A 22,566-nucleotide genomic window follows, 5' to 3' on the forward strand; every position below is an offset into this window, starting at 1 on the left:
AATTGGTATTATATGGAACTGCTCATATCAAAAATAGGCAAATACATAACAAGCACTAATCCACCCACTAATATTCCCAACACGACCATAATACTAGGCTCGATAAGATTGGTTAGCTTATCAATATCGTATTCAACTTCGTTTTGATAAATATTGTTAATTTTAAGTAAACAATATTCTAACTTTCCCGACTCTTCTCCAATCGCTAATAACTGAATAAAGGTATCGGAAAACAGATGTTTATTTTCCATAGCAATATGCAACATAGTACCAGAAGAAACTTGTGCTTGAATCTCTAAAAGCGCATTTTTATAAATCAAATTGCCTGCCGACTTTGCTGCAGAATGTAAAACTTGGTGGATAGGAATTCCAGCAGAAAATAAGGTATGACAAGCTTGGCTGATATTTGCATAAATAAACTTGGTCATAATAGGGCCAAATAGAGGCAGTTTTAATATTACAGCGTCTTTGAGTAAACAAAACCAATGGAAACGACAGGCAAATTTAATTGCCACCACAATAAAAAACAAAAGCACTAAAATTAAATGCCAATTCTGTTGAATGCTTTCAGACCAAGATATTACAAGTCTTGTGGGTTCAGGCAATGCCCTGCCTGAGCTTGCAAAAATATCTTCAAAACTAGGAATGACTTTTACCATTAAAATACCAACAACAATAAAAGCGACAATAAGCACTGCGGTAGGATACATCATGGCTTTGTTGATTTTATTTCTAAGTTTTTCTTTATGCTCTAAATAGTCAGTAAGCCTAACAAAACTTTCATCGATCCGTCCTACTGATTCGCCAGCTTCAACCAATTCACAATAAAACGAACTAAAATACTGCGGCCAAAATCTAAGCTCGTCTGATAATGAATGGCCAATACTCAACCGACTTATTAGCCTAGTTAATAGCTGTTCATAACCATAATGTTTAGCTTCTTTTTTTATAATTTCTAAGCTAGTTACTATCGGTAATCCAGCTTGTAAAAGTGTGGCTAAACTACGTGTAAAATCGTTAATTTGTTTTTTAGATAACGACTTATTAAAAAACCTAAAGTTAAAATTGGAATGTAAGTTAACTGACGTAAGTCCATTATCATCCAACTGCTGTTGTGCCAATGGTTTAGACATAGCGGTGAGCTTACCCGACACCTTTTGCCCGTTAGTATCAACTCCTTGATAAATGTATGTACGCTCTTGATTAAACAACATTGTTTATCCGTCATAGTTTTAGCTAAATAACCTAAACTCGAGATAAGCCAAGTTCAGGTTAAACATGAAATTTAGGCTAATGAATCACCACTCTATTCACTTCTTCCAAGCTTGTTACGCCCTGTAAAACCTTAGACAACCCTGCTTGCCTTAACGACATCATACCCGCTGTCACTGCTGCTTTTTGTATATCCAATGCATTCGCACCTTGCATAATAATTTGCCTAATTTGTTCATTGGGTTTTAATAATTCAAAAATAGACGTACGGCCTTTATATCCTTGATTACACCGACGACAACCTATTGGTTTATATAACTTTAAACTGCTTACAACTTCAGTCTCAAAACCTTGCTTAATTAATTCTGACTTAGGAATGTTTATCTCTGGTTGTTTGCAATGCTCACATAAACAACGCACTAACCTTTGCGCAATAATAAGAGATATTGCACTGGCTAAGTTATAACTTGGCAGACCCATATTATTCAGGCGGTTTAAGGTTTCTGCGGCAGAGTTTGTGTGTATTGTAGATAATACTAAATGGCCAGTATGGGAGGCTTTTATTGCGATTTGTGCGGTTTCTAAATCTCTAATTTCACCAACCATAACTACGTCTGGATCCTGACGTAAAAAAGCACGAAGACTACTAGCAAAGTCTAGCTGTGCTTTGTGATTAACTTGTACTTGGTTTATCCCCTGTAAATGATACTCAACCGGATCTTCAATGGTGGAAATATTCTTATCTTCTGTATTTAAAAAGTTAAGTCCACTATATAAGGTTAGTGTTTTTCCTGAACCTGTGGGACCGGTAACAAGAATAAGCCCTTGAGGTTGTGATAATGCTTTTATATAGCTTTGCTGCTGTATTTGTTCAAACCCCAATTGGGTGACATCAGCCATATAGCCGTTAGTATCTAAAATCCTTAGAACGACTTTTTCACCCCAAATTGTCGGTAATGTACTCACCCTAAACTCAACATGTTTGTTGTGGTCCAAATCTAATTTCAGACGACCATCTTGTGGTTTACGCTTTTCGGCAATATCCATATCAGCCATCACTTTTACTCTTGCGGCTAAACGAGAGTGTAAATTATCAGGAGGTGAACCTTTGTTAATTAGTACACCGTCCACTCTAAATCTTATCCTGTAATTATTTTCATAGGGTTCAAAGTGTAAGTCTGATGCATCTTGTTCAATAGCTAACTTTAGTATTTTATCTACGTAAGAAATAATAAGATCATCTTGCTGATCAAAAGAAGCTGAGGTTGTTATGACGAGTTCAGCAGAAGAGTTTACAGACTCTGGAGTTTGTTCTAGCTCTAAATCTAAGTTGTCGCTACTTTTTAAATGGCTTGGACTTGAATCGTTTTTATCGACACTGCCCTGATTTGAATAACCGTGTTTAGAGTTAGGTTGATTTAACGGAAGTAATTGTAAAATTGTTTGCTGTAATAAAATAGGCTCACAAAAAACAAATTCAACATGTAAGCCAGTATTAAATTCAAAGCTAGTTTGCACTGCATAATTATATGGTTCCGCCGTGGCTAGAGTAACTAGCTCCCCTTTTTGCATTACCGGTAATACTTGGTTATCACGTATAAAGTTTGAGTATTCGTCTAATAACATTTGATGCTGGCATTGCCCGCCTGTAAATTCAAACGCGGTAATGTTAAAAGCTATAATATTAAAAATAGAGACATCAAAAACAGTACAACAAAAATTCGCTAGCTGTTCTGATGTCACAATATCTTCCGATACTAAGGCTAAAGGAATGGTTAAATAGTTATTAGATTGTTTGTCTAGTAACTCAATGTCCACTTCATTAATAATACCGTGACTTAGCATCTGCTTTATTAAAATGTTTTCCATAACATTTGGCATAACAACCTATCCCTATAGACCAATTCAGTATTACATTACAAACTTGGTAGAAAACCTTCAAACTCTAGGTTGGCATCACGACTAGGATCCAATGCCATATTCACAGAGCCATTATCATTGAGGTTTATAACTAACTCAGCGGTTAATGTTTGTAGTGCTTTAGGGGCTATTTTTGCACAAGTAGAAGATACAGCTGTACAGGCAAAATTGACTCCTAAAATAAGTTCACTAGAGGTGTCGGTTGGAAAAGTAACATCAATACCTGATACGGCACCATTAGCGAAATCGGCAGCACTGTCGTATTCCAAACCATCATCACCAACAAATCCACTGCTGGCTAAGTCAGTATAACTTGTTGGTAATTGTCCGTTGTAAGCAACGTATTCAAAAATGGCGTTTTGTAGTGGCCGAATAGCCGAACTGATTTGGGTAGAGGCTGTCGCTTTTAAGCTGTAGTTTTGATATTTCGGGATCGCAAACCAAGACAAAATACCTAAAATAGTAACCACTATCATAAGCTCAATTAACGTAAATCCCTTTATATTTGAATGTGACATAATTTCTCCTAATATTTAATTTTGTTCCCAAAATGAATACTAGTTAAGATTTTATCAGATGCAAATATAAAATGAGTTTTTTATATTTCAGTAAAACGCATAGATAAATCGATGGCTTCAATGTGTTTGGTTAAGCCACCAATTGAAATAAAGTCGACATTTAATTGTGCATACGCTTTAAACTTTTCACCGTCCATATTACCTGACGCTTCCAACTTAACGCGGCCATCGGCCAATTCCATTGCACTAGCAGTTTGTGCCACGTCAAAGTTATCTAACATAACAATATGCGCACCAGCTTCTATTGCTTCCATCAATTCTTGTTCAGATTCAACTTCTACTTCAATGGTTTTATTTGGGTTTAATTCTTGTGCACGTGCAACTGCTTGCGTAATGCCACCAGCAGCTTGAATGTGATTTTCTTTAATTAAATATGCATCAAACAAACCTATTCTGTGGTTTTCACCACCACCACATTTAACAGCGTATTTTTGTGCAAAACGTAAGCCTGGGATTGTTTTACGCGTGTCTAAAATTTTAGTGGAACTACCCAATGCTTTAACTTTAGAAACGTATTTATGCGTTGATGTTGCTGTAGCAGACAAGGTCTGTAAAAAGTTTAACGCTGTGCGCTCGGCTGTCAAAATAGCCCTTGCTGCACCCTTTACAATAAATAAGGTTTGATCAGGTTTAACTTCATCACCGTCTTTTACTAACCAAGTCACCACTAAGCTAGAGTCAACTTGCTTCATAGTTTCGTTCACCCACTCAACACCGCAAATAACGGCTAGTTCACGAGTGATCACTTTGCCTGTGGCTTGTTGTGTAGCAGGAATGAGTTGTGCGGTGATATCGCCATCAAAGGCTGACTGACCATTTAGGTCTTCGCTTAAGGCTTGGTTAACTTGTTGCTTTATATAAGGTTTATGCATTTCAATTACTTACAATTTTGACTGTTGAAAATAGTTATTTTATTATTTCTTATTTAACTAGTGCAGTTTTAGTTATTACTAATATGATGTTTTAGCGTCAGTTGGTCACCTAACTGACGGAATTCTACTTGCTTCAATACATTCATACCCAATAAAATTTGATTGCCTTGCATACCGGGAACAATAGTGGCTTTTACATCAAACAATTGAATTTCACCAAGGTTTAATTGGTCTATCACTGTGGTGTAAGCAGTGGCTATGCCATTGGCTGTATTTACTTGCACCGCACGGCCTTTAAGCAAACCAACCTTGTTAGCTACCGCTTGAGGAACGGCAACATTGGTTGCGCCAGTATCTAACATAAACTCAACATCAATCTGATTGATCATTCCACTAGTAACGTAATGACCATAACGATTGCGTTGAAGCTCAAGCACTTGAACATCACCAACTTGATAAGAATTGGGATTGGAGTTTGGATTTTCTTGTTTAGCTAATTTATCTTGGAAAAAATAAAATAGACCCGCTAACAAAAGTCCCCAAAAAATGAATGAGAAGGTTTTACCAATTTGTTTAGGTTGATTGCTCATATTAAATAACTACCACTAGGTTTGTAATACAATTGGGTTAAGTTTATTTTTGGCTACTTCTTCTTTTTGTTTTTCTTAACAGCCGCTTTAGCAAGTTTCTTTTTATGTGGCTTTTTATGTTTCTTCGGCACACTTGCTTCTTTGTTCTTAGGCTCTAAACCTTTAATTTTTCTATGTTTAAACTGTTGTTCTGTATAACGTTCAATCTTTTTAACAACCGCCATTTCATGCGCTTCAATCAAGCTAATGGCAAAACCTTTTGCGCCAGCTCGTGCAGTTCTACCAATACGGTGAACATAGATGTCAGCCGTGCGTGGCATATCAAAGTTAAATACGTGACTGATATCGGTTATGTCTAATCCTCTAGCGGCAAGGTCGGTTGCAACTAATACCGTAGAACGGCCAGACTTAACACGTTCAACTGCCTTTAAACGTTTATCTTGAGGCATGTCACCTTGTAAATACGTCGCAGATATATCTTCAGCTTGTAGCTTTTGCACTACTAATTCCAAACGTTCTTTGGTTTTTACAAAGATAATTGATTTGGTGACTTCTTCCGATTTTAAGTAATGCAGCAACAAAGCAAATTTATGATCTGTGCTGTCGGCCAAATGAGTCCACTGCACTATTTTACCGCGTTCTCTACGTGGCGCATCTGCATCAATACGCGCAGCTTCTGTTAATACTTGGTTACTAAACTCAATAATGCCACGACCTTCTAATGTGGCAGAGAACAACATAGCTTGTTTACGATTACGCGACTGCTCAGCAATGGTTGCCATAAAGCTACGAAAGCCCATGTCTAACATGCGGTCAGCTTCGTCTAATACAAGTATCTCAACATTTTCACAGTGAAAGCTTTCAGCTTCCAAGTATTCCGTTAAACGACCGGGTGTGGCGATTAATATGTCGTTATTTTTTTCAAATATTTCTTTATGGCTGCCGTAGTTAATACCACCCGTTACTACACCTGACTTTAAGTCTGTGAACGCAGTTAACTGTTGAGCTACTTCAAAAATTTGATACGCTAATTCACGAGTTGGAGCTAACACTAATACCCGAGCAAAACCCGGCGCATTACGAGGGAAGTCTAATAAATACTGAATAGCCGGAATTAAGAACGCAGCCGTTTTACCTGTACCGGTTGGCGCGCTAGCTAAAATATCTAACCCTTCTAGCGCTTCAGGTATCGCTAATTTTTGAACCCTTGTTGGCTGCGTATAACCAATTGCATAAATGCCTTGTTCAAGGCGAGGGTCTAAATCAAATTCACTAAACGACATTAAAATTCCTGAAATACTATCTATGGATAAAACACGGCTCTGATGTTTGTGAGTTTTTATACAGCTTGTGCCTTTTTATATTGGCAAAACGTTAACTTACAAAACATCAAAGTAAAATATTTTGGTATTATAGCGGAATTAGTTATACGACGGATACCTTAATCTTGATAAGTAGCACTCCTGCCGACTTTTGTTTTAAACAATTTTCAATTTGGCACCAACAATGCGCCATGAAAGTAAATACAGATGGCATCTTATTAGGCGCTTGGGCAGGTGTGGATAACACAAAAAACATTTTAGATATTGGCACAGGAACCGGACTTATCGCGTTAATGTTGGCACAACGCACTGAGTCATTAGCCAGTGCTTTTAAGCATTCTTCTAACAATCAGCCAACCAATATCAGCGCGTTAGAGATTGATGAAAGTGCTTACCAACAAGCCATTTTTAACGTTAAGCAGTCACCGTGGGCTGAGCGAATACAGGTCATTCATCACGACTTTTTGTCATGGCAACAAGAACAAAAAATTGAACCTGAAAGCTTTGATCTTATCGTGTCTAACCCGCCTTATTTTGAAGACTCATTATTAAGTGACAGCCAAAACAAAAACTTAGCCCGCCACACAAAGCACATGAGCTTTGAGCAACTGTTAATCGCGGTAGATAACTTACTAACACAAGGTGGCGAATTTAACTTGGTGTTGCCACCAGAACAAGCAAGCAAAGTGATTACGTTGGCAGAAAATATGGGATTCACCTTAACCAAACAGTTATTAGTGAAAACAACACCCAAAAAGCCAATAAGCCGAGTGTTGTTCTGTTTGAAAAAAGAGCAGTTACCAAAAACCGATGAAACGCTAACAACATCCACTTTGACAATTAGAGACCAAGAGCAAAATTACACGCCAGAATATATTGATTTGTGCAAAGCGTTTTATTTGAAGATGTGAGAATAAATCGATAGATTGGAATGAATAACCATCTAGTAAATCTAAACACTATAAATCAATGCGGCAGCCCCTATCGACTTCTAAATACATAAAATTGATACAGGGTATTATTTAATGTAGTGTTTTATAATCTAAGTTCTATTGGACACCAAAACATAAATGCGATTTACATATTTTTTTTATTGCTTATTAGTTTTCTTAGCCGGCTCTATTTTCGGAGGTATTTTTATTTCCAATGAAAGCCTTTTGAACTTACTAGCTCAAGCAGGAAGCATTGTTTCAGCGCTCGCTGGAGTTTTTACAGCTGGAGTTGCTTTATTTGCTTTAAACAGCTGGAAAGCTCAAGAAAAGTATAAAAACGAATCCCAACTATGCTTAGAAGTATTTGAGTCACTCTCCGAAATAGAAACTAACGCAATTATATACGCACGAGAACTCATTCGTATTAAACAGAAAAACTCTGATGTTGATACGTATTTAAATGAGATTGAACCATATAGCCAAGCACTATCCAAATATTCAAAAATACATGCACGGGCAAAATTTGAGGATTTCACTGATCTGCTCAAGATACTTGATAAAACTGAAAAGTTAAACTCAGAAATTAACGAAATTATTAGTAATGAAAATAGTAAAAATGATACCACTTCAGCAGAGTTATTTATCTCAGCAAGGAATAATTTAAACCGTATATTTAAGAAAAAACTAACTAGAATTACAGCTATAAATAAACAAATTAATAGCCTTAAATAAATACTTTTTAAATTCCCATTGGCCAGAGTAGTTGAAATAAATGAGCCTAGCTTTATCTCTTACATCAGCCTTTTCTCCCCCTTACCCCACCATCCATCTTTTTTATCTCAAGTTTGGTTGTTGAGGATTTAATCCTTGGTCGGACTCTGGCATTATCTACTGAAAATTAGAACTGACAGTAAAAAATTAGTTTTCTAATCGTCTTATAACCTCAAAAATAAGAATCAATAATGAACAAATTACTTAGTACCTTGCTTGCTGGATTGATGGCGCTTTCATCAACAGCACAAGCTGAAAAAATTAGCTTAGAACGTATCTATTCAGACCCTTCACTCTCTGGCAAAACACCTAAAAACCTAACGGTATCGCCAGATGGGAAACGTGCCACTTACATTCAATCTCGTACTGACGATTACAATCGTTATGACTTGTGGGAATACAATGTTGAGTCTGGTGAACGTTCAATGTTGGTGGACTCCAAGGCGTTAATGTCTGGCGCTGAAAATTTGTCGGATGAAGAAAAAGCGCGCCGCGAACGTTTGCGCATTTATGGCAAAGGTATCTTGCAATACACTTGGTCGGCAGATGGTTCTGCACTTATGTTCCCTCTTGCTGGTGATGTGTATTATTACCAACTGGCAACAAAAAAAGCCGTTAAGTTAACTAACTCTGAAGGTTTTGCTACTGACGTTAAGTTCTCTCCAAAGGGTAACTTTGTCTCTTACGTGTTAAATCAAAACCTGTATGTTATTGATATTAAGTCGGGCAAAACCAAAGCATTAACGACACTTGGTGGCGGCGATATTAAATATGCGATGGCTGAATTTGTAGCCCAAGAAGAAATAGACCGCATGACTGGTTACTGGTGGTCTGGCGATGAGTCTAAAATTGCGTTAACCAAAGTAGATATGTCTCCGGTTGAAGTGGTGACTCGTAACGAAATATACGCCGACAGCATCAAGTTAGTTGATCAGCGTTACCCTTTTGCTGGCACGCCAAATGTGAACATTGAATTAGGTATTATGGATGTTGCTGGTAAAGCTGATGACATTCGCTGGATTGACCTAGGAGAAGACAAAGACATTTACCTTGCGCGTGGTAAATGGTTACCAAACAACAAAACCTTTAGTTACCAATGGCAAAACCGTACACAGCAGTTACTTGAGTTACGTTTTGTCGATGCCAAAACGTTAGAGCAGCAAGTGGTTATTCAAGAAAAATCTGACACTTGGGTAAACATTCATGACTCACTTAAATACTTAGATAACAGCTTTATTTGGGGTTCTGAGCGTGATGGTTTCCACCACCTTTATCAGTTTGACTATCAAGGTAAGTTAATTGCTCAGTTAACTAAAGGCGACTGGGTTGTTGATGCGCTTAAAGCGGTAAACAAAAAAACGGGCGACATTTATTTCACAGGCCGTAAAGACACGCCGCTGGAGAGCCATGTTTATAAAGTAAACCTTAATAAGCCAAATATGATCTCTCGTGTATCTAAACGTGACGGTTATCATCGTGTTAGTTTTTCTAAAGACGCTAGCATTTACTTAGATTCTTATTCCAACATCATGCAGCCAACGCAAGTGAGTTTACATAAAGCCAATGGCGAGCAAATTACCTGGATGGAAGAAAACAAAGTAGATAAAAACCACCCGTTTTATCCGTACAAGTCTGACTTTATCAAACCACGCTTTGGCACGTTAAAAGCAGAAGACGGACAAACCTTGTATTACCGTATTTTTGAGCCAAAGGGCTTTGAAGGTAAACGCCCTGTTATTAATTTTGTTTATGGCGGTCCGGGTTCACAACAGATCACCAATAGCTGGAGTGGCCGTAATGCCTTGTTCCAACATTTAACCCAAAAAGGTTACGTGGTATTTACCCTTGATAACCGTGGCTCAGCTAACCGTGGTAAAAAGTTTGAAGATCCTATTTACAAACATTTAGGTAACGTTGAACTTAAAGACCAATTAACTGGAATTGATTACGTTAAAACTTTGGACTTTGTTGACCCAAATCGTATTGCCATTTATGGCCACAGTTACGGTGGTTACATGACCATTATGGGCATGTTTAAAGCACCTGACGTTTATAAAGTAGGTGTATCTGGTTCTCCAGTTACAGACTGGGGTTTATACGACACACACTACACAGAACGTTTTGCAGGACACCCAGGTAAAGACAATAAAGACTACGAAATAAGCAACGTATTCCAATACGCTGAAGGCCTTAAAGGTGACTTGTTGATTTACCATGGAATGGCGGATGACAACGTTTTATTCACTAACTCAACTAAGTTATATAAACACTTGCAAGACTTAGGTAAACCGTTTGACGTGATGACGTATCCGGGCAGTAAACACAGTATTCGTGGTAAAAAAACAGGCTTACATTTAGCGAAAACCATCGTGCGTTACTTTGATAAGAATCTTTAAGGCTGGAAGGTTTGAAGGCCGTAGGGCTGGAAGGCTATAGGGTTTGAAAGCTTGAGGGCTGGAATGCCATGGGGCTTGAAGGTTTTAGCTCTACAGCTTTAACGCCTTACAACCTTACAGCTCTAAAGCCTTACGGCTTTAATTTCATTAAGCTCAAACAAAAACGCCCTAATTGTGAAATTAGGGCGTTTTTTATTAGCTAATTTTAACTGTATAAATGGAACGTTTTATTGTGCGCTTTCATGGACTTCAATTGCATCTTCAATAGCAAACTTCAAAGCCTGATTCTTAGGCACAGGTAACGACTGTAAAAAAGTTAGAATGTCTTTAGAAGGTGGCATTTCTCTCATAGCTTCTACCATTCGTCGTTTGCTTAAATCCTCTGAGTCAGCAAACACGACTTTCATACGTTCAAAAGCAGGCATCCATATTGCGCTCAATGTTGTTATCGCGGTATGAGGCACTTTATAGTCAAAGTCTTTTAAACTTGTGATTAACAAGTCAATCGCTTTGCTATTGGTTGTTTTTATATTAGCCAAAATAATGATCAATTGGGTTTTCCTGTGAGTTCTAAGAGCTGAACTCCCCATAGCTCGTGACCTATCAAGTAACTTCACAATGTTTTTCTCTACTGGCTTTGCTCTATTGCCATACGCAACTAGGTAATCAAGAAATAGGTTTTGCTCTGTCGTGCTTAACTCGCGATTAGCCGCTTGTTTTGCACATTCAGCAGGTGAACATAAATTATTTGACGGCAAATTGTATTTAAGTAAAAACAAGTTTTTATACGATTCATGGATCTTCTGTGACTCAATAACGTAAGCAAATTGACTCGGGTAGTGCTGTATTAAATCTTTGAGGTATTGATTCTTTGGATCCTGTGCCGAACGTTCATTCATCAAAGGTTGTATTAGTTGATACAAAGCTCTTGTTGTTCTATCGTTGCTCTTGTTATTAGCACTATCGAAGTCATTACTATTAATAAAATACTCAAATACCTCATCGGCTAACTCAATAAATTCGTTATTCTCTGGCAAGTGTCCCCATTGGTAAATTTTAATAACCGTTGGCGTGAGTTTATCAATGTCGGATAGCTGGTCTGCATAAGCTAAATAAAGCTTAGCGGTTAACTGTTTATGTTTTTCCAAAGAAACTTTAATAATGCCTTGTATTGCACTTTCTTTGCTTATGGCGGGATCACCTAATTTGTTACTGGACGCTAAGCTGATAATGTCATTGATCTTATTCTTATAATCTACTGCATTTAAATAAGATAAGCTTCTCAGAACACTATAGACATATCTTTGAGGGATACGTTGCATTGCAGCCAGTATCACCTTCCATTCTTCTTCAGTGGTATTGCCGCTATGTCTAATTGCGTAATTTATAACCTTAGGTAACAAATCTGGAAGTTCGTAAGCTTTTACACTACTAACCTGACTAAAAAGAAACTCGCGGTAAGCGGGTATCGGATAATTGGTGTGACGAGTAAGGCTAGATAAAACACCGTATTGCCAGCGATTACAATCATCATCAAAGTTTGCTGTAATTGCAATATCATACAAGGCTTGGTTACGTTCGGTATTTGCTGGTTTTTGCCATAACACTTCGACTTTATCTGAGTTATCTTTACAAACATCAACAATCGGCTTATCCGCCTCAATTGATTTCATTGCAGCAGTAATACCGTTAGGATCAACTTCAATCTCTGCTTTTATATAGAAGCTTTCACCATTCCACTTTTCTTCTAATATTTTTGTTTTTGTCAGTGCTTGAGAAAATGTTTTAAAGTTAAGCTGCATTTCTCGCTTTAAAGTCCTTTCAGTATCAGTACCTTGCGTAACCGTATCATGATTAACAACACTAGACTGAACGTGTACGCCAACTTCTTCTATCGCGGCTTTTTGTAGCTGCTCTAACGCTGCCCGCCTAGCACTGACTTTTGAATCATTTTCACTGGCGTTGTAAGTGTAGTCACGGATAAAAGTGACGGTTTTGGCTTTACCCGCATCGGCTTCTGATACTGCGTCTATAAAAGGTGAAGCTTGTAGAGGAAAAACAACACTGATATTAATAAAAAAAAGAATATAAATAATACGTAGTGAAATGTAACAAGGGGTGTGATGCATTGGTGTTCCCTACCACTTAATGGGTTAAATTAACGTCTGATTGATTGAGCCAGTTTTTTTGAACGCTCTTATTTACACGCGATGAGTAAACGGTTGTCATCCTAACTTCGCCCTAATACGGGACGGAAAAAGCTACGATCGTAACTTAAAATGCATTTAGTGTCTTCAGCATATTGAAATGCACTAATACACTCAACATCTAGCAGGGATTTTGTGCGGTATTCTTCGTAAGCGGCCAAATTTGGAAAAGAAAACAAAGCTAATGCTTTGTTATTAGCCCCTTCTGAAGGTAAAAAATAACCATGATGCTCGCCACCAAACTTATTTACTAACGGGATCCAAAGATTAGCGTAATGCTCAAACTCTTTCAGTTTGTATGGGTCAATAACGTAGTTAAGATAACAAGTGATCATAGTTATTACTCTTTCTTATTTAGTCGTTTTTGCAGTTTTTATATAATGAGCATGTTCAACACTGATAGGCATAACTTTAAAAGGGCTAACATTAGCGCCGCCAGTATTCCCCTCTGGTACTAGGCCAATAGCTGTCTTAGTTGCAGCACCAAATATTCTCATGACTTGCCCAAAAAGCTCTTTAGGTTTTCTTGCTTTTAGCGCCCAAGCAAACATTAAACAGTGCACTTTAACGTGTAAGTATGTGGAGTTTTGACCAATCACGTGTGCATTTTCTAAATGCTTAAAGGCTTTTATTTTGTCACCTTGAGAATTAGCTAACGAAGCTAATTGTAATTCTTCTTCGACAAAGGGCTTAATGTTTTTGGTAAATTTGAAATTCATATTAGTCTCCAGCTCATTAAGCTTCTAACCAATTAAGCTATAACCAATTACAGAAGGAAATCGGTAATTTGATACCTTAATTGTGCTTGTCATTGTTATACCAGCAATCGTTATATTTATCATTAATTCAAGCCAGTTGCATGACTAAAAAAAGAGTGGTAGATAATATTATCGGATTTAAATATCAAATCTACTAGGAAATACCCTATTGATTTTAAAGGTTAAAAAAGAGAAAGTATGCGGTCAATTTACATCTAGAGCGTGATAGTAATACTCGACTCTAAATTATCAAAAAATATTTAGGACTTTTTACATGAAAAAATGGACATTATTTGCTGCAGCTATTGTAGTATCCGGCGGGCTTCTCGCTTGGAATGCGGGTTGGCTACCAATGCAAAAATCTAACGAAAACTTAGCTTATGTGCCTGCAGATACTGCATACTACTTTGGCGGTACTTCCACAGATGCAATGGCTGAGTTTGCTAAAGATTATCCGATTATGCCGACATCTCCTAGCCAATCAAAAGTGTGGGAAACACTTTTAGGCGAAATATCTGCAGATCAAGAAAACTCTCCTAAGCTTCGTTTTTTTACTCATTTAATGAATAAATATAATGACTTTAGTGAAGGAACAATGGGCGAACTAGCTGCATTTAGTGGTATATCACTAACGGGTTCTTTTGCTTTCTATAGTGATGGCATCATGCCAGTTCTACGCATGGATGTTGCTAATGAAGATGTATTTAATGCATTAATTGAAGATGCAGTACAAAGCAGCGAATGGCAATATGAATGGCAAGACTTAGGTGCATTCAAAGCTCGTACCTGGAAATTAACCGCCAATGATAAAGAAGATGAAGCTTACTTAGCTATTTCTAATCATCAAGGTAATGTGGTTATCACCTTTGTAACTAATAAAGATGACTTAATGGCTAAACAACGTCGTTTCGGTATTGTTAAACCAGAAATGTCATTAGCGACTAGCTCAACGGTTAAAGATTTAAAAAATCGTTATAGCTACACTGACGACATGATTGGTTTCATTCAATTTGACCAAATTGCTCAAGCAATATTATCGCCAGAAAGTAATAGCCTAGGCCGTGACTTACTAACTTATTTACCTCAAGACCAGTTTGGTCAATTCCAAGGAAGCATAACAGCTGAATGTAGAGCTGAGTATGGTCAACTTGCTGATTCAATGCCACGTTTAGTAATGGGTTATCAATCTTTAAACATTAATAACAGCGGTATGGAGTTTGATATGCACTCAGCATTAGAGCTAACAAATACAGATGTTGTTACTGAGCTACAACAAATGCAGGGGCATTTACCACTACATAGTACAATGTCTAGAGATAAAATTTTTGCGTTTGGTTTAGGTGTAAATGCCGATAACATAGGCTCTGCAGTTACTGCATTATGGACACAATTCACTAACGTAGAATATAATTGTAGTGAATTACAAATAGTTCAAGGCATGGCACGTGCGCAAAACCCAGCTATGTTAGGTATGATGACAGCAATGGCTCAAGGCGTTCAAGGTGTTGGTGTATCATTATTTGATATTACTATGAGCGACGATAATCCAATGCCAGGAAATATAGACGTTATAGCAAGCATCGCAACTGAAAACCCAACTACATTATTAAATATGGCAAAAATGTTACCGTTTTTCGCTGATTTAACTTTATCTGACGATGGTACTCCAGCAGTATTAAACTTACCTATGTTGCCACCTTCAATTGAATTTAAAGCTGCGATTAAAGGCAAACATCTGGTTGTTTTTTCTGGTGAAGAATCAACAAAAATTGCTAATGAACAGACTAGTGAATCAATTGAAGCTAACGGTTTAATGAGCGTGGCATTGAACTATCGTAAAATTGGAGATTTAATCACTTCCAACACATTCAATAGTTTATCGTCAAACATGGGTGGTGTTGATGCTTGTATGCAACAATATGAAATGGCTCACATGTTTAATAGCTTACAGATGGATATGAGTATGGTTACTAGTGTAGAAATGGATGGCATAGTAACAAAATATGCTGGCAGTATGGATAAGCCTGTAGCTAAAAGTAGCCAGTTAGTTGGTAAATACCGCGTTGAATATATGGATGAAAATTGTGAATGGACAGGTACCACAATCGACGATATAAAAGCTGACGGCACAGGTTATTACGAGTCTAAGTCTGACAATAACTCGTGTAACTTATATGAATCAAACTATTCATGGGTTAAAAAAGGTAATACTTTAGAACTTGAAGGTACTGACCAAATCCGTGAAGCATGTGATCAAGAATTCAATGAGGCGACTCAGGAAACTTACACATGCCATTTAATGAACGTAGAAGCTGATAGCTTTCAGTGTTTATTTGACCCAGCGACAGATTACACTAGCTTGTCTCGTTACACGCGTATGTAATATAAGTTAGCTTTTATAATTGTGTAGCTTTCATGGTTACACATGATATAAAAACAATAGGCTTTATATAAAAACGGCCCATAAATCTTATGATTTATGGGCCGTTTCTTTTATCTACAAAAAACTACTGAGCAAGAATAATATCTGTTATACCTTCGGCAGATAAAACTTCAATCCAATAACCGTCAGGGTCTTTAATAAACGCCAAACCTTTCATTGAACCATCATCAGGCTTCTTAACAAACTCCACATCATATTTAGCAAAACGTTCACAGGCAGCGTAAACATCTGGCACACTAATACCAATATGACCAAAACCACGTGGGTCTTCATTACCACTATGGTAGCCAGCAAAGTTCTCGTCTTTTTCACTGCCCCAGTTATGCGTTAATTCAATTAACGCAGGACGGCGGAACACCCACTCAGCTTTAGCTCTGTCATCACCTGTAGGTAACTCCTGCTCGTAGCCAAGGAAGTAAAGCGTAAATTCCATAGCAGGAAAGTCATACTTACCTAAAAGTTTCATACCTAATACGTTTTGATAAAACTCTAAAGACGGTTTTGGATCTTTAATACGCAACATAGTTTGTTGCATAACATAGCCATCAGTAGCTTGAGCTACCTGTTCTGCTGATTCGTTATAGTTAGACATTGAAATCCTTAAGGAAAGTTATAAATCTGAATAGGATGTTAAGGATAAAAGCAGGCCGTGTAAAATTTAATTTTTAGTTGCAAGTTTCGAGATTCGAGATTCGAGATTCGAGATTCGAGATTCGAGATTCGAGATTGATGTGACCTCGTAAAAGTAGACACGGGGTTAATTTAATTCAGCCATTTATCCATTTTATTTTCGGCTTCAATATTAGACACAGTTTCACCACGACTTATTGCCTGCTCTCCTTTCAGTAATTACGTTCTAACAATTTAAATATCTAAATGACATTTAGAATATTTAATTTTGTTCTGACCCGTTATATTTCGTTTAAGCGTTATATTTCGTTTAAGTAACTTGTAAACCTTCATTTTATTTCGTTTTATTTCTTCATCGGCTTGCTAGCTATACCAACACTCTGGTACTTCTTAATCAGTAATAAGCTATCTCTTAACCTCTTTCCTGCAACAAGGATAAAGTCGTTTTCCAATTCGTCTATTACAACAAGGTAATCATTACCCACCTGATAACGGATTAAAAAGTCTGAATAACCAGATTCCCTTATAATTGGAGGATGAAGTTCACTCTCAAAACAAGAAGTTCTAGTTGACCTAAATGCTTCAACAAACCTTGAGGACGTTCCTTTTAATAGTTCCTTAATTTCAAAAACTAACCCGCTATCTGAACAGAATTTTTTCGAACCACACATATCTTGACGCTGATAAGTTCGCTTTACTTCCGCAATAGCCACTATTTTTCCAGCACTCATCGCCTCAAAAAAATGATCTCGAAAGCGCTCTTCGTCTCTTAGCTGGCAAGAAAATGAATCACAAGTAACTAGCAGTAAAATTAATATTTTTCTCACGTTGTACCCTTGAAACATAAAAAAGTTGTAGAATCACTTCAACAGCCCAAATTAATGAAAAACATAGTTCCTGTAACAAATTCTAAGCGCTTTTCTCGCACTATGTAATGCATTTGGATCTCATAAAACCGGCCATTTTCTTAAAAAAAGAATTATTCTACAGCCTCAACGCAGCTATCAACTGAGTAGCAATCTAGCGCGTCTTTGGGTTTAATTTTACCCTGACCCGCTTTATTTATTATAACCTCATTCTATTTGCCTAGGAATAAACCTATAAAACTTCTCATCACTTGCATGCATAACTTCAATTAGATTAAGTTTTTTACCCTGTTTTTCCGATATTTCAAGTACATAGGGAAAACCAGGGGATAATGGCCGTTGCCTTTCAAAATATAAGGCATTTGCCCAATTTCCATTTGTAAGCTGAGCAACTTTTTCTTGGAAGCGTCCTTGAAACATAGGAGCTCCTTTTTCCCATCTCCCAAAATCCGCTTCTTCGTTAGAAACTAAAATAGCAAAACGTGATTGCGGTGCCATATATGTCATTGCACGTATTTCTATGTTAATTTTATCAGCATTTTTACTAATAAATGCTCTTACATTTTCATATGTCTGTTGTGATATATCAGGCTGTTCATTATTCTGATTTATAACATCAACCATTTGCCTAAAAGCTACTTCTAAGCCCTTACCAAATAGATCGATATATGAAGTTTGTAAAAGGATAGCTGGCATTAAGCAATCGTCCAACTTGATTGGAATTAGTTTCAAATCGCCTCTGGTCGCTTTCAACAATGCATTTTGCCATTCCAAATCAACCATTTTACTTTGAAGGCTATGTTTACTTACGAAAAAGAAAAAGTACTTAGTTTGGTCTAACCCCTTATTCATCGAAGCTATAATTCCATCGCCCGGCTGTATAGACCAATCGTCAAAGAATATATTTTCTGACGAAAACACACTTGCCAGTTTATTAGCCAAAGGCTTTACGACATCTTTGTCATTATGATTGTAACTTAGAAAGATCATCCAGACTCCAAGAGGTTATAACATGTTTATAGCGAGCGAATTGCGTATTTTCTACCGAGTCATAGCTCACTTTCCTGAATCACTTATTTTTACCAGAGTAGTTAACTAATTGCTAGAGAAAGTAATTGGCATATAAAGCTGTAATGCTTTTGCTTTTGCTTTTGCTTTTGCTTTTGCTTTTGCTTTTGCTTTTGCTTTTGCTTTTAATTCTCCATCACAAAATCACTTCGTTAAATATTATTTTTTATAAAATTCGAAGCATGGATGCTGAGAAAGGACTGTTTGTCAGGGACGACTTTTCAGTCCGTTTTTATAAACAAAAATAACTATTTAATGAAGTATTAGATTTTGTTTGGAAGCGGCCTTTTTCGCCTACCTTTTTTGGCTGTTGAAAAAAGGTATGGTCGCCGAGGGGCGAAACCTTAGAGTTCAACCAAATACGATGTCACTGTAATCACACAAAAAAAAGAATACACCGCCTTTTTGGCTGTTGAAAAAAGGTATTGTTCACATCATGGATGATGGGATGCCATCAATACAGGGATGTTTTCTTGATGACCGCCGAGGGGCGAAACCTTAGAGTTCAGCCAAATACAATGTCACGGTAATAGCACAAAACAAATTACCCCTTAAAAGGCTTCCAGCCTTTTAGGAAAAAAACAAAACTCACACCCGCGCCCGAATATGCTCCGTCTGACTCGGATTATCAGGTATTAAACGACTACCAATTAAACTTAAAACAGCAAAACCTGTTCCTACCAAAAACACTAACATATGTGAATGTAACCAAAGAAAACCAAGTAAAACTGGAATAATTACAGCGGCAATATGATTGATGGTAAAGCTCACGGATGCCGTTGCTGCAATGTCTTGTTTATCAGCAATTTTTTGAAAGTAAGTTTTAATCGCTATAGCTAAAGCAAAAAACATGTGATCAATAATATATAAACCTGCGGCTATATTGGCATTTTCAACAAACGCATAACCGGTAAATACTAAGATTAATCCAACGTATTCAAACGTTAAGGTATTACGCTCACCAACTATTCCAACCCACTTGCCAATTTTTGCGGCAAAGAACAGGTTAAAAATATAATTAACACCAAACAAAATACTAATTTCGCTAACACTATAACCAAATTTCTCTACCATCATAAACCCAGCGAACACCACAAATATTTGTCTACGAGCGCCACTTAAAAACGTGAGTAAGTAATACAACCAATAACGTTTTCTAAGGAAAAACTTTTTGTGCTGAGTATGTGGCTGCTCAAATTGAGGAAAGTGCCACGCCATCCAAAGCACAACTAAAAATCCGATAATGCCCGCTAATAAGTAAGTGGTTTCATAACTTATGCTTAACTGCCCCATAAGCAACCAAATGCCAGCAAAAGCGATTAATGAAGCAAAGGATTTAACCGCCAATTGCTTACCCATAAAGTGTGCTGTTTCTTTTTTATCTAACCACTGTAACGTTAAGCTTTGTTGGATAGTCTCGTAATAATGAAAGCCAACTGACATGATAAACGTAGTGATAAACAAACCATATTCAGATGGGAAATAGCCCGTTACCGCAACACCTATACTTAATAAACCAAGGGATAAAATAGCGAACTTTTGCTCTTTGATAACAATCAAAATATAAATAGCGGTGAAGGCTAAAAATCCGGGAATTTCCCGAATAGACTGCAACATGCCAATTTCAGCACCAGTAAATGCAGCCTTTTCTACCACAAAGTTATTTAATAGCGTCATCCATACTTGGAAAACAAACGGCATAGTGAATGCCATAACCAGTAAAAACAGTTGTGGTTGGGTGGTATTTTTAAGCAGTTGTTGAATTTTAGTCATGGTGCGACAAACTTATTGTGAGTAGTTAATAGCCAACAATGGCCTGAACTCTAGTGTGCCACAGAACTGTTACCTTATTGAGATAAAATTCAAAATAATTCTCAGACACAAAAAAGCCGCCTAGCTATTAACTTGGCGGCTTTATTTATAAAATGATATTAGGTTTAAGCAAACCCATCTTGTAGTGGTGGAACAACTTGTTTTTTACGGCTTAATACGCCATCGACCCAAAACTTATTGTCGGTTAATTTAGCGTTAAATGCTTTTTCAATAATAGAAGTATCATCACTTACTACTAAGAATTCAGAACCTTCTTTCATAATGTCAGTTAATAACAACATAACCGTATGGCGCTTACCTTCTTGTTTTAACTTAATAATGTCAGCTTCTAAGTCCGCTTTCATTTCATCAAAAATAGCTAGGTCGATAACTTCTAGTTGACCGATCCCTACTAAGTTACCGTTCATATTAAAGTCTTTAAAATCACGTAGCACTAAGTCACGTGCTGGCGTGCCTTCAACTGCAGATTTTACTTTAAACATTTCCATACCTAAATCTAACGGATCTGAAATGCCAGCAATTTCAGCTAATGCTTCAACACATTTAATGTCAGCTGTCGTACAAGTTGGTGATTTATAAAGAACCGTGTCACTTAAAATGGCACACATCATGGCACCAGCAATGTCTTTTGGAATTGCTACATCATGAAAGTCATACATCATTTTAATAATAGTATTGGTACAACCAACCGGACGTACCCATATTTCTAACGGTGTTGATGTGGTGATATCACCAAGTTTGTGATGATCAACAATGCCTAAGATTGTAGCTTGGTCGATATCATCTGGCCCTTGAACGCGATCAGAATGGTCAACAATATAAAGGCTCTCACCGGCATAACTTGTTTTAAGTTCAGGTTGTTCAAAACCAAACTTATCCAAAATGAAAAGCGTTTCAGGAGAAAGTTCGCCTAAACGAGCTGGCACAGTAGGCTCACCTAATGTTGTTTTTAAATAAGACAACGCAATTGCTGAACAAATTGAATCTGAATCTGGGATCTTATGACCCACTACATAATTTGGCATATCAAACCTTAAAAATTAAATGTTGCGCCAGTCGACCCAAATTAATGGCAAAACTAGTGGCAATAAAACTATTGCACGGAATTATAAACGGTTTTTTATAAAATTCGAGTCTTGAATTAAGTAATAACCTAATCAATTCACCACTGTTTTACTATATATTAGAAAACTAAGATTAAGTTATACCAATATCAGCTTTATTTTTGCTTAATTTATCATTAGATTAGACAGCTGATAGTAAATCCATTGGCACACATGAACTTAGAAAATAAACTAACACTCACCATTTCTTGTCCCGACCGAGTTGGACTTGTTGCTGCGGTGAGTCAATTTTTAGCAAAAAACAATATTACTATATTAGATGCAAATCATCATACCGACAGTGAAACTCAATCATTTTTCATGCGTCACGAAATGCTATTTGACCCAAGTCTTATTAGTTTTGACTCGCTAAGAAAACAATTTTCTACTATCGCTGAGCAGTTTCAAATGACTTGGGCAATTACCCCTAAAAAAATTAAAAACAAAGTGGTGTTATTAGCCAGTAAAGAATCACATTGTTTAACTGATATACTGCACAGATGGCATGAACAAGAGCTAGATTGTGAGATTGTGGCGATTATTGCTAATCATCCAGAAATGGAAAAATACGCAAACTGGTATCAACTGCCATTTCATCATGTTGATTTTAAAACCGATAAACAAGCTGCATTTTCTCAACTTGAAAATTTAATTGAGCAATACCAAACCGATACTATTGTATTAGCGCGGTTTATGCAGATATTCCCTGACTCACTTTGTCAGAAATTTAAACATCAGGTGATCAATATCCATCACAGTTTTTTGCCATCATTTGTTGGCGCTAAACCGTATCACCAAGCGCATAAACGTGGCGTAAAGCTGATAGGTGCGACTTGTCATTATGTTACGGCTGAGTTAGACGCAGGGCCTATTATTGAACAAGAAACATCTCGTATTAGTCACAGTGACTCTATAGAAGATATGGTAAGAAAAGGTAAAGAGTGTGAGAAGTCAGCACTTGCCAGAGGATTAAGATATCACCTTGAACACAGAGTGATGGTGCAAGGCAACAAGACTATTGTTTTTTCTGATTAAGCTCTGAGCCTAAACAGTTACAAAGAAAAC

At 37.1% G+C, this 22,566-nt stretch carries 19 protein-coding genes; 5 read left to right on the forward strand and 14 right to left on the reverse strand.

Annotated features, from left to right (window positions below; genetic code table 11):
* Positions 1-8 precede the first annotated feature (8 nt).
* From Q0940_RS04265 to srmB, 6 genes are all read right to left on the reverse strand, one after another.
* Complete coding sequence (locus tag Q0940_RS04265) at positions 9-1,214, reverse strand: type II secretion system F family protein (protein ID WP_299264492.1); 1,206 nt, start codon at positions 1,212-1,214, stop codon at positions 9-11.
* Positions 1,215-1,290: 76 nt separating this feature from the next.
* Positions 1,291-3,093, reverse strand: coding sequence for a type IV-A pilus assembly ATPase PilB (pilB, locus tag Q0940_RS04270; RefSeq protein WP_299264495.1), 1,803 nt, complete (start codon positions 3,091-3,093; stop codon positions 1,291-1,293).
* A gap of 35 nt (positions 3,094-3,128) precedes the next feature.
* A complete protein-coding gene (locus Q0940_RS04275) occupies positions 3,129-3,650 on the reverse strand; it encodes a prepilin-type N-terminal cleavage/methylation domain-containing protein (protein WP_299264498.1) in 522 nt (173 codons plus the stop codon).
* An 80-nt stretch (positions 3,651-3,730) separates the two neighbouring features.
* Positions 3,731-4,582: a carboxylating nicotinate-nucleotide diphosphorylase gene (nadC, locus tag Q0940_RS04280; protein ID WP_299264501.1), complete on the reverse strand. Its 852-nt coding sequence runs from the start codon at positions 4,580-4,582 to the stop codon at positions 3,731-3,733.
* Between the two features lie 68 nt (positions 4,583-4,650).
* Complete coding sequence (locus Q0940_RS04285) at positions 4,651-5,172, reverse strand: retropepsin-like aspartic protease (protein ID WP_299264505.1); 522 nt, start codon at positions 5,170-5,172, stop codon at positions 4,651-4,653.
* Between the two features lie 53 nt (positions 5,173-5,225).
* Positions 5,226-6,455, reverse strand: a complete 1,230-nt coding sequence (gene srmB / locus Q0940_RS04290; protein ID WP_299264508.1) for an ATP-dependent RNA helicase SrmB — start codon at positions 6,453-6,455, stop codon at positions 5,226-5,228.
* 164 nt (positions 6,456-6,619) lie between these two features.
* Between srmB and Q0940_RS04295 the strand changes: the two genes are divergently transcribed.
* From Q0940_RS04295 to Q0940_RS04305, 3 genes are all read left to right on the forward strand, one after another.
* On the forward strand, positions 6,620-7,405 hold the full coding sequence (locus Q0940_RS04295) for a methyltransferase (RefSeq protein WP_299264511.1): 786 nt from the start codon (positions 6,620-6,622) through the stop codon (positions 7,403-7,405).
* Between the two features lie 159 nt (positions 7,406-7,564).
* On the forward strand, positions 7,565-8,158 hold the full coding sequence (locus Q0940_RS04300; RefSeq protein ID WP_299264514.1) for a hypothetical protein: 594 nt from the start codon (positions 7,565-7,567) through the stop codon (positions 8,156-8,158).
* A gap of 230 nt (positions 8,159-8,388) precedes the next feature.
* Entirely contained in the window at positions 8,389-10,593 is a 2,205-nt protein-coding gene (locus tag Q0940_RS04305) for a S9 family peptidase (protein ID WP_299264516.1), read from the forward strand.
* Positions 10,594-10,820: 227 nt separating this feature from the next.
* Here the strand turns inward: Q0940_RS04305 and Q0940_RS04310 are convergent, their stop codons facing one another.
* From Q0940_RS04310 to Q0940_RS04320, 3 genes are all read right to left on the reverse strand, one after another.
* Entirely contained in the window at positions 10,821-12,722 is a 1,902-nt protein-coding gene (locus tag Q0940_RS04310) for a hypothetical protein (protein ID WP_299264519.1), read from the reverse strand.
* Positions 12,723-12,823: 101 nt separating this feature from the next.
* Complete coding sequence (locus Q0940_RS04315; protein WP_299264521.1) at positions 12,824-13,135, reverse strand: NIPSNAP family protein; 312 nt, start codon at positions 13,133-13,135, stop codon at positions 12,824-12,826.
* Between the two features lie 15 nt (positions 13,136-13,150).
* On the reverse strand, positions 13,151-13,519 hold the full coding sequence (locus Q0940_RS04320) for a DUF3703 domain-containing protein (RefSeq protein ID WP_299264524.1): 369 nt from the start codon (positions 13,517-13,519) through the stop codon (positions 13,151-13,153).
* A gap of 313 nt (positions 13,520-13,832) precedes the next feature.
* Here Q0940_RS04320 and Q0940_RS04325 point away from each other — a divergent pair, with 313 nt between their 5' ends.
* The gene (locus Q0940_RS04325) at positions 13,833-15,941 is read left to right on the forward strand and encodes a hypothetical protein (RefSeq protein ID WP_299264525.1); all 2,109 of its coding nucleotides are present in this window, start codon (positions 13,833-13,835) and stop codon (positions 15,939-15,941) included.
* Between the two features lie 124 nt (positions 15,942-16,065).
* Here the strand turns inward: Q0940_RS04325 and gloA are convergent, their stop codons facing one another.
* The 5 genes from gloA to Q0940_RS04350 form a co-directional block, all read right to left on the reverse strand.
* A complete protein-coding gene (gene gloA, locus Q0940_RS04330) occupies positions 16,066-16,593 on the reverse strand; it encodes a lactoylglutathione lyase (protein ID WP_299264527.1) in 528 nt (175 codons plus the stop codon).
* Positions 16,594-16,975: 382 nt separating this feature from the next.
* Positions 16,976-17,458, reverse strand: coding sequence for a hypothetical protein (locus tag Q0940_RS04335; RefSeq protein WP_299264530.1), 483 nt, complete (start codon positions 17,456-17,458; stop codon positions 16,976-16,978).
* 246 nt (positions 17,459-17,704) lie between these two features.
* On the reverse strand, positions 17,705-18,487 hold the full coding sequence (locus tag Q0940_RS04340; RefSeq protein ID WP_299264533.1) for a toll/interleukin-1 receptor domain-containing protein: 783 nt from the start codon (positions 18,485-18,487) through the stop codon (positions 17,705-17,707).
* A 666-nt stretch (positions 18,488-19,153) separates the two neighbouring features.
* A complete protein-coding gene (locus Q0940_RS04345) occupies positions 19,154-20,278 on the reverse strand; it encodes an MFS transporter (protein WP_299264729.1) in 1,125 nt (374 codons plus the stop codon).
* 224 nt (positions 20,279-20,502) lie between these two features.
* Positions 20,503-21,423 carry a manganese-dependent inorganic pyrophosphatase gene (locus Q0940_RS04350; RefSeq protein WP_299264537.1) on the reverse strand — a complete coding sequence of 307 codons (921 nt, stop codon included), beginning with the start codon at positions 21,421-21,423 and terminating at the stop codon, positions 20,503-20,505.
* Positions 21,424-21,675: 252 nt separating this feature from the next.
* On the opposite strand from Q0940_RS04350, the gene purU reads away from it, so the two are divergent.
* Positions 21,676-22,536 carry a formyltetrahydrofolate deformylase gene (gene purU, locus Q0940_RS04355; protein ID WP_299264540.1) on the forward strand — a complete coding sequence of 287 codons (861 nt, stop codon included), beginning with the start codon at positions 21,676-21,678 and terminating at the stop codon, positions 22,534-22,536.
* The last annotated feature ends 30 nt before the right edge of the window (positions 22,537-22,566 follow it).

The organism is uncultured Psychrosphaera sp. (assembly GCF_947500655.1).
Taxonomy (GTDB): Bacteria; Pseudomonadota; Gammaproteobacteria; order Enterobacterales; family Alteromonadaceae; genus Psychrosphaera.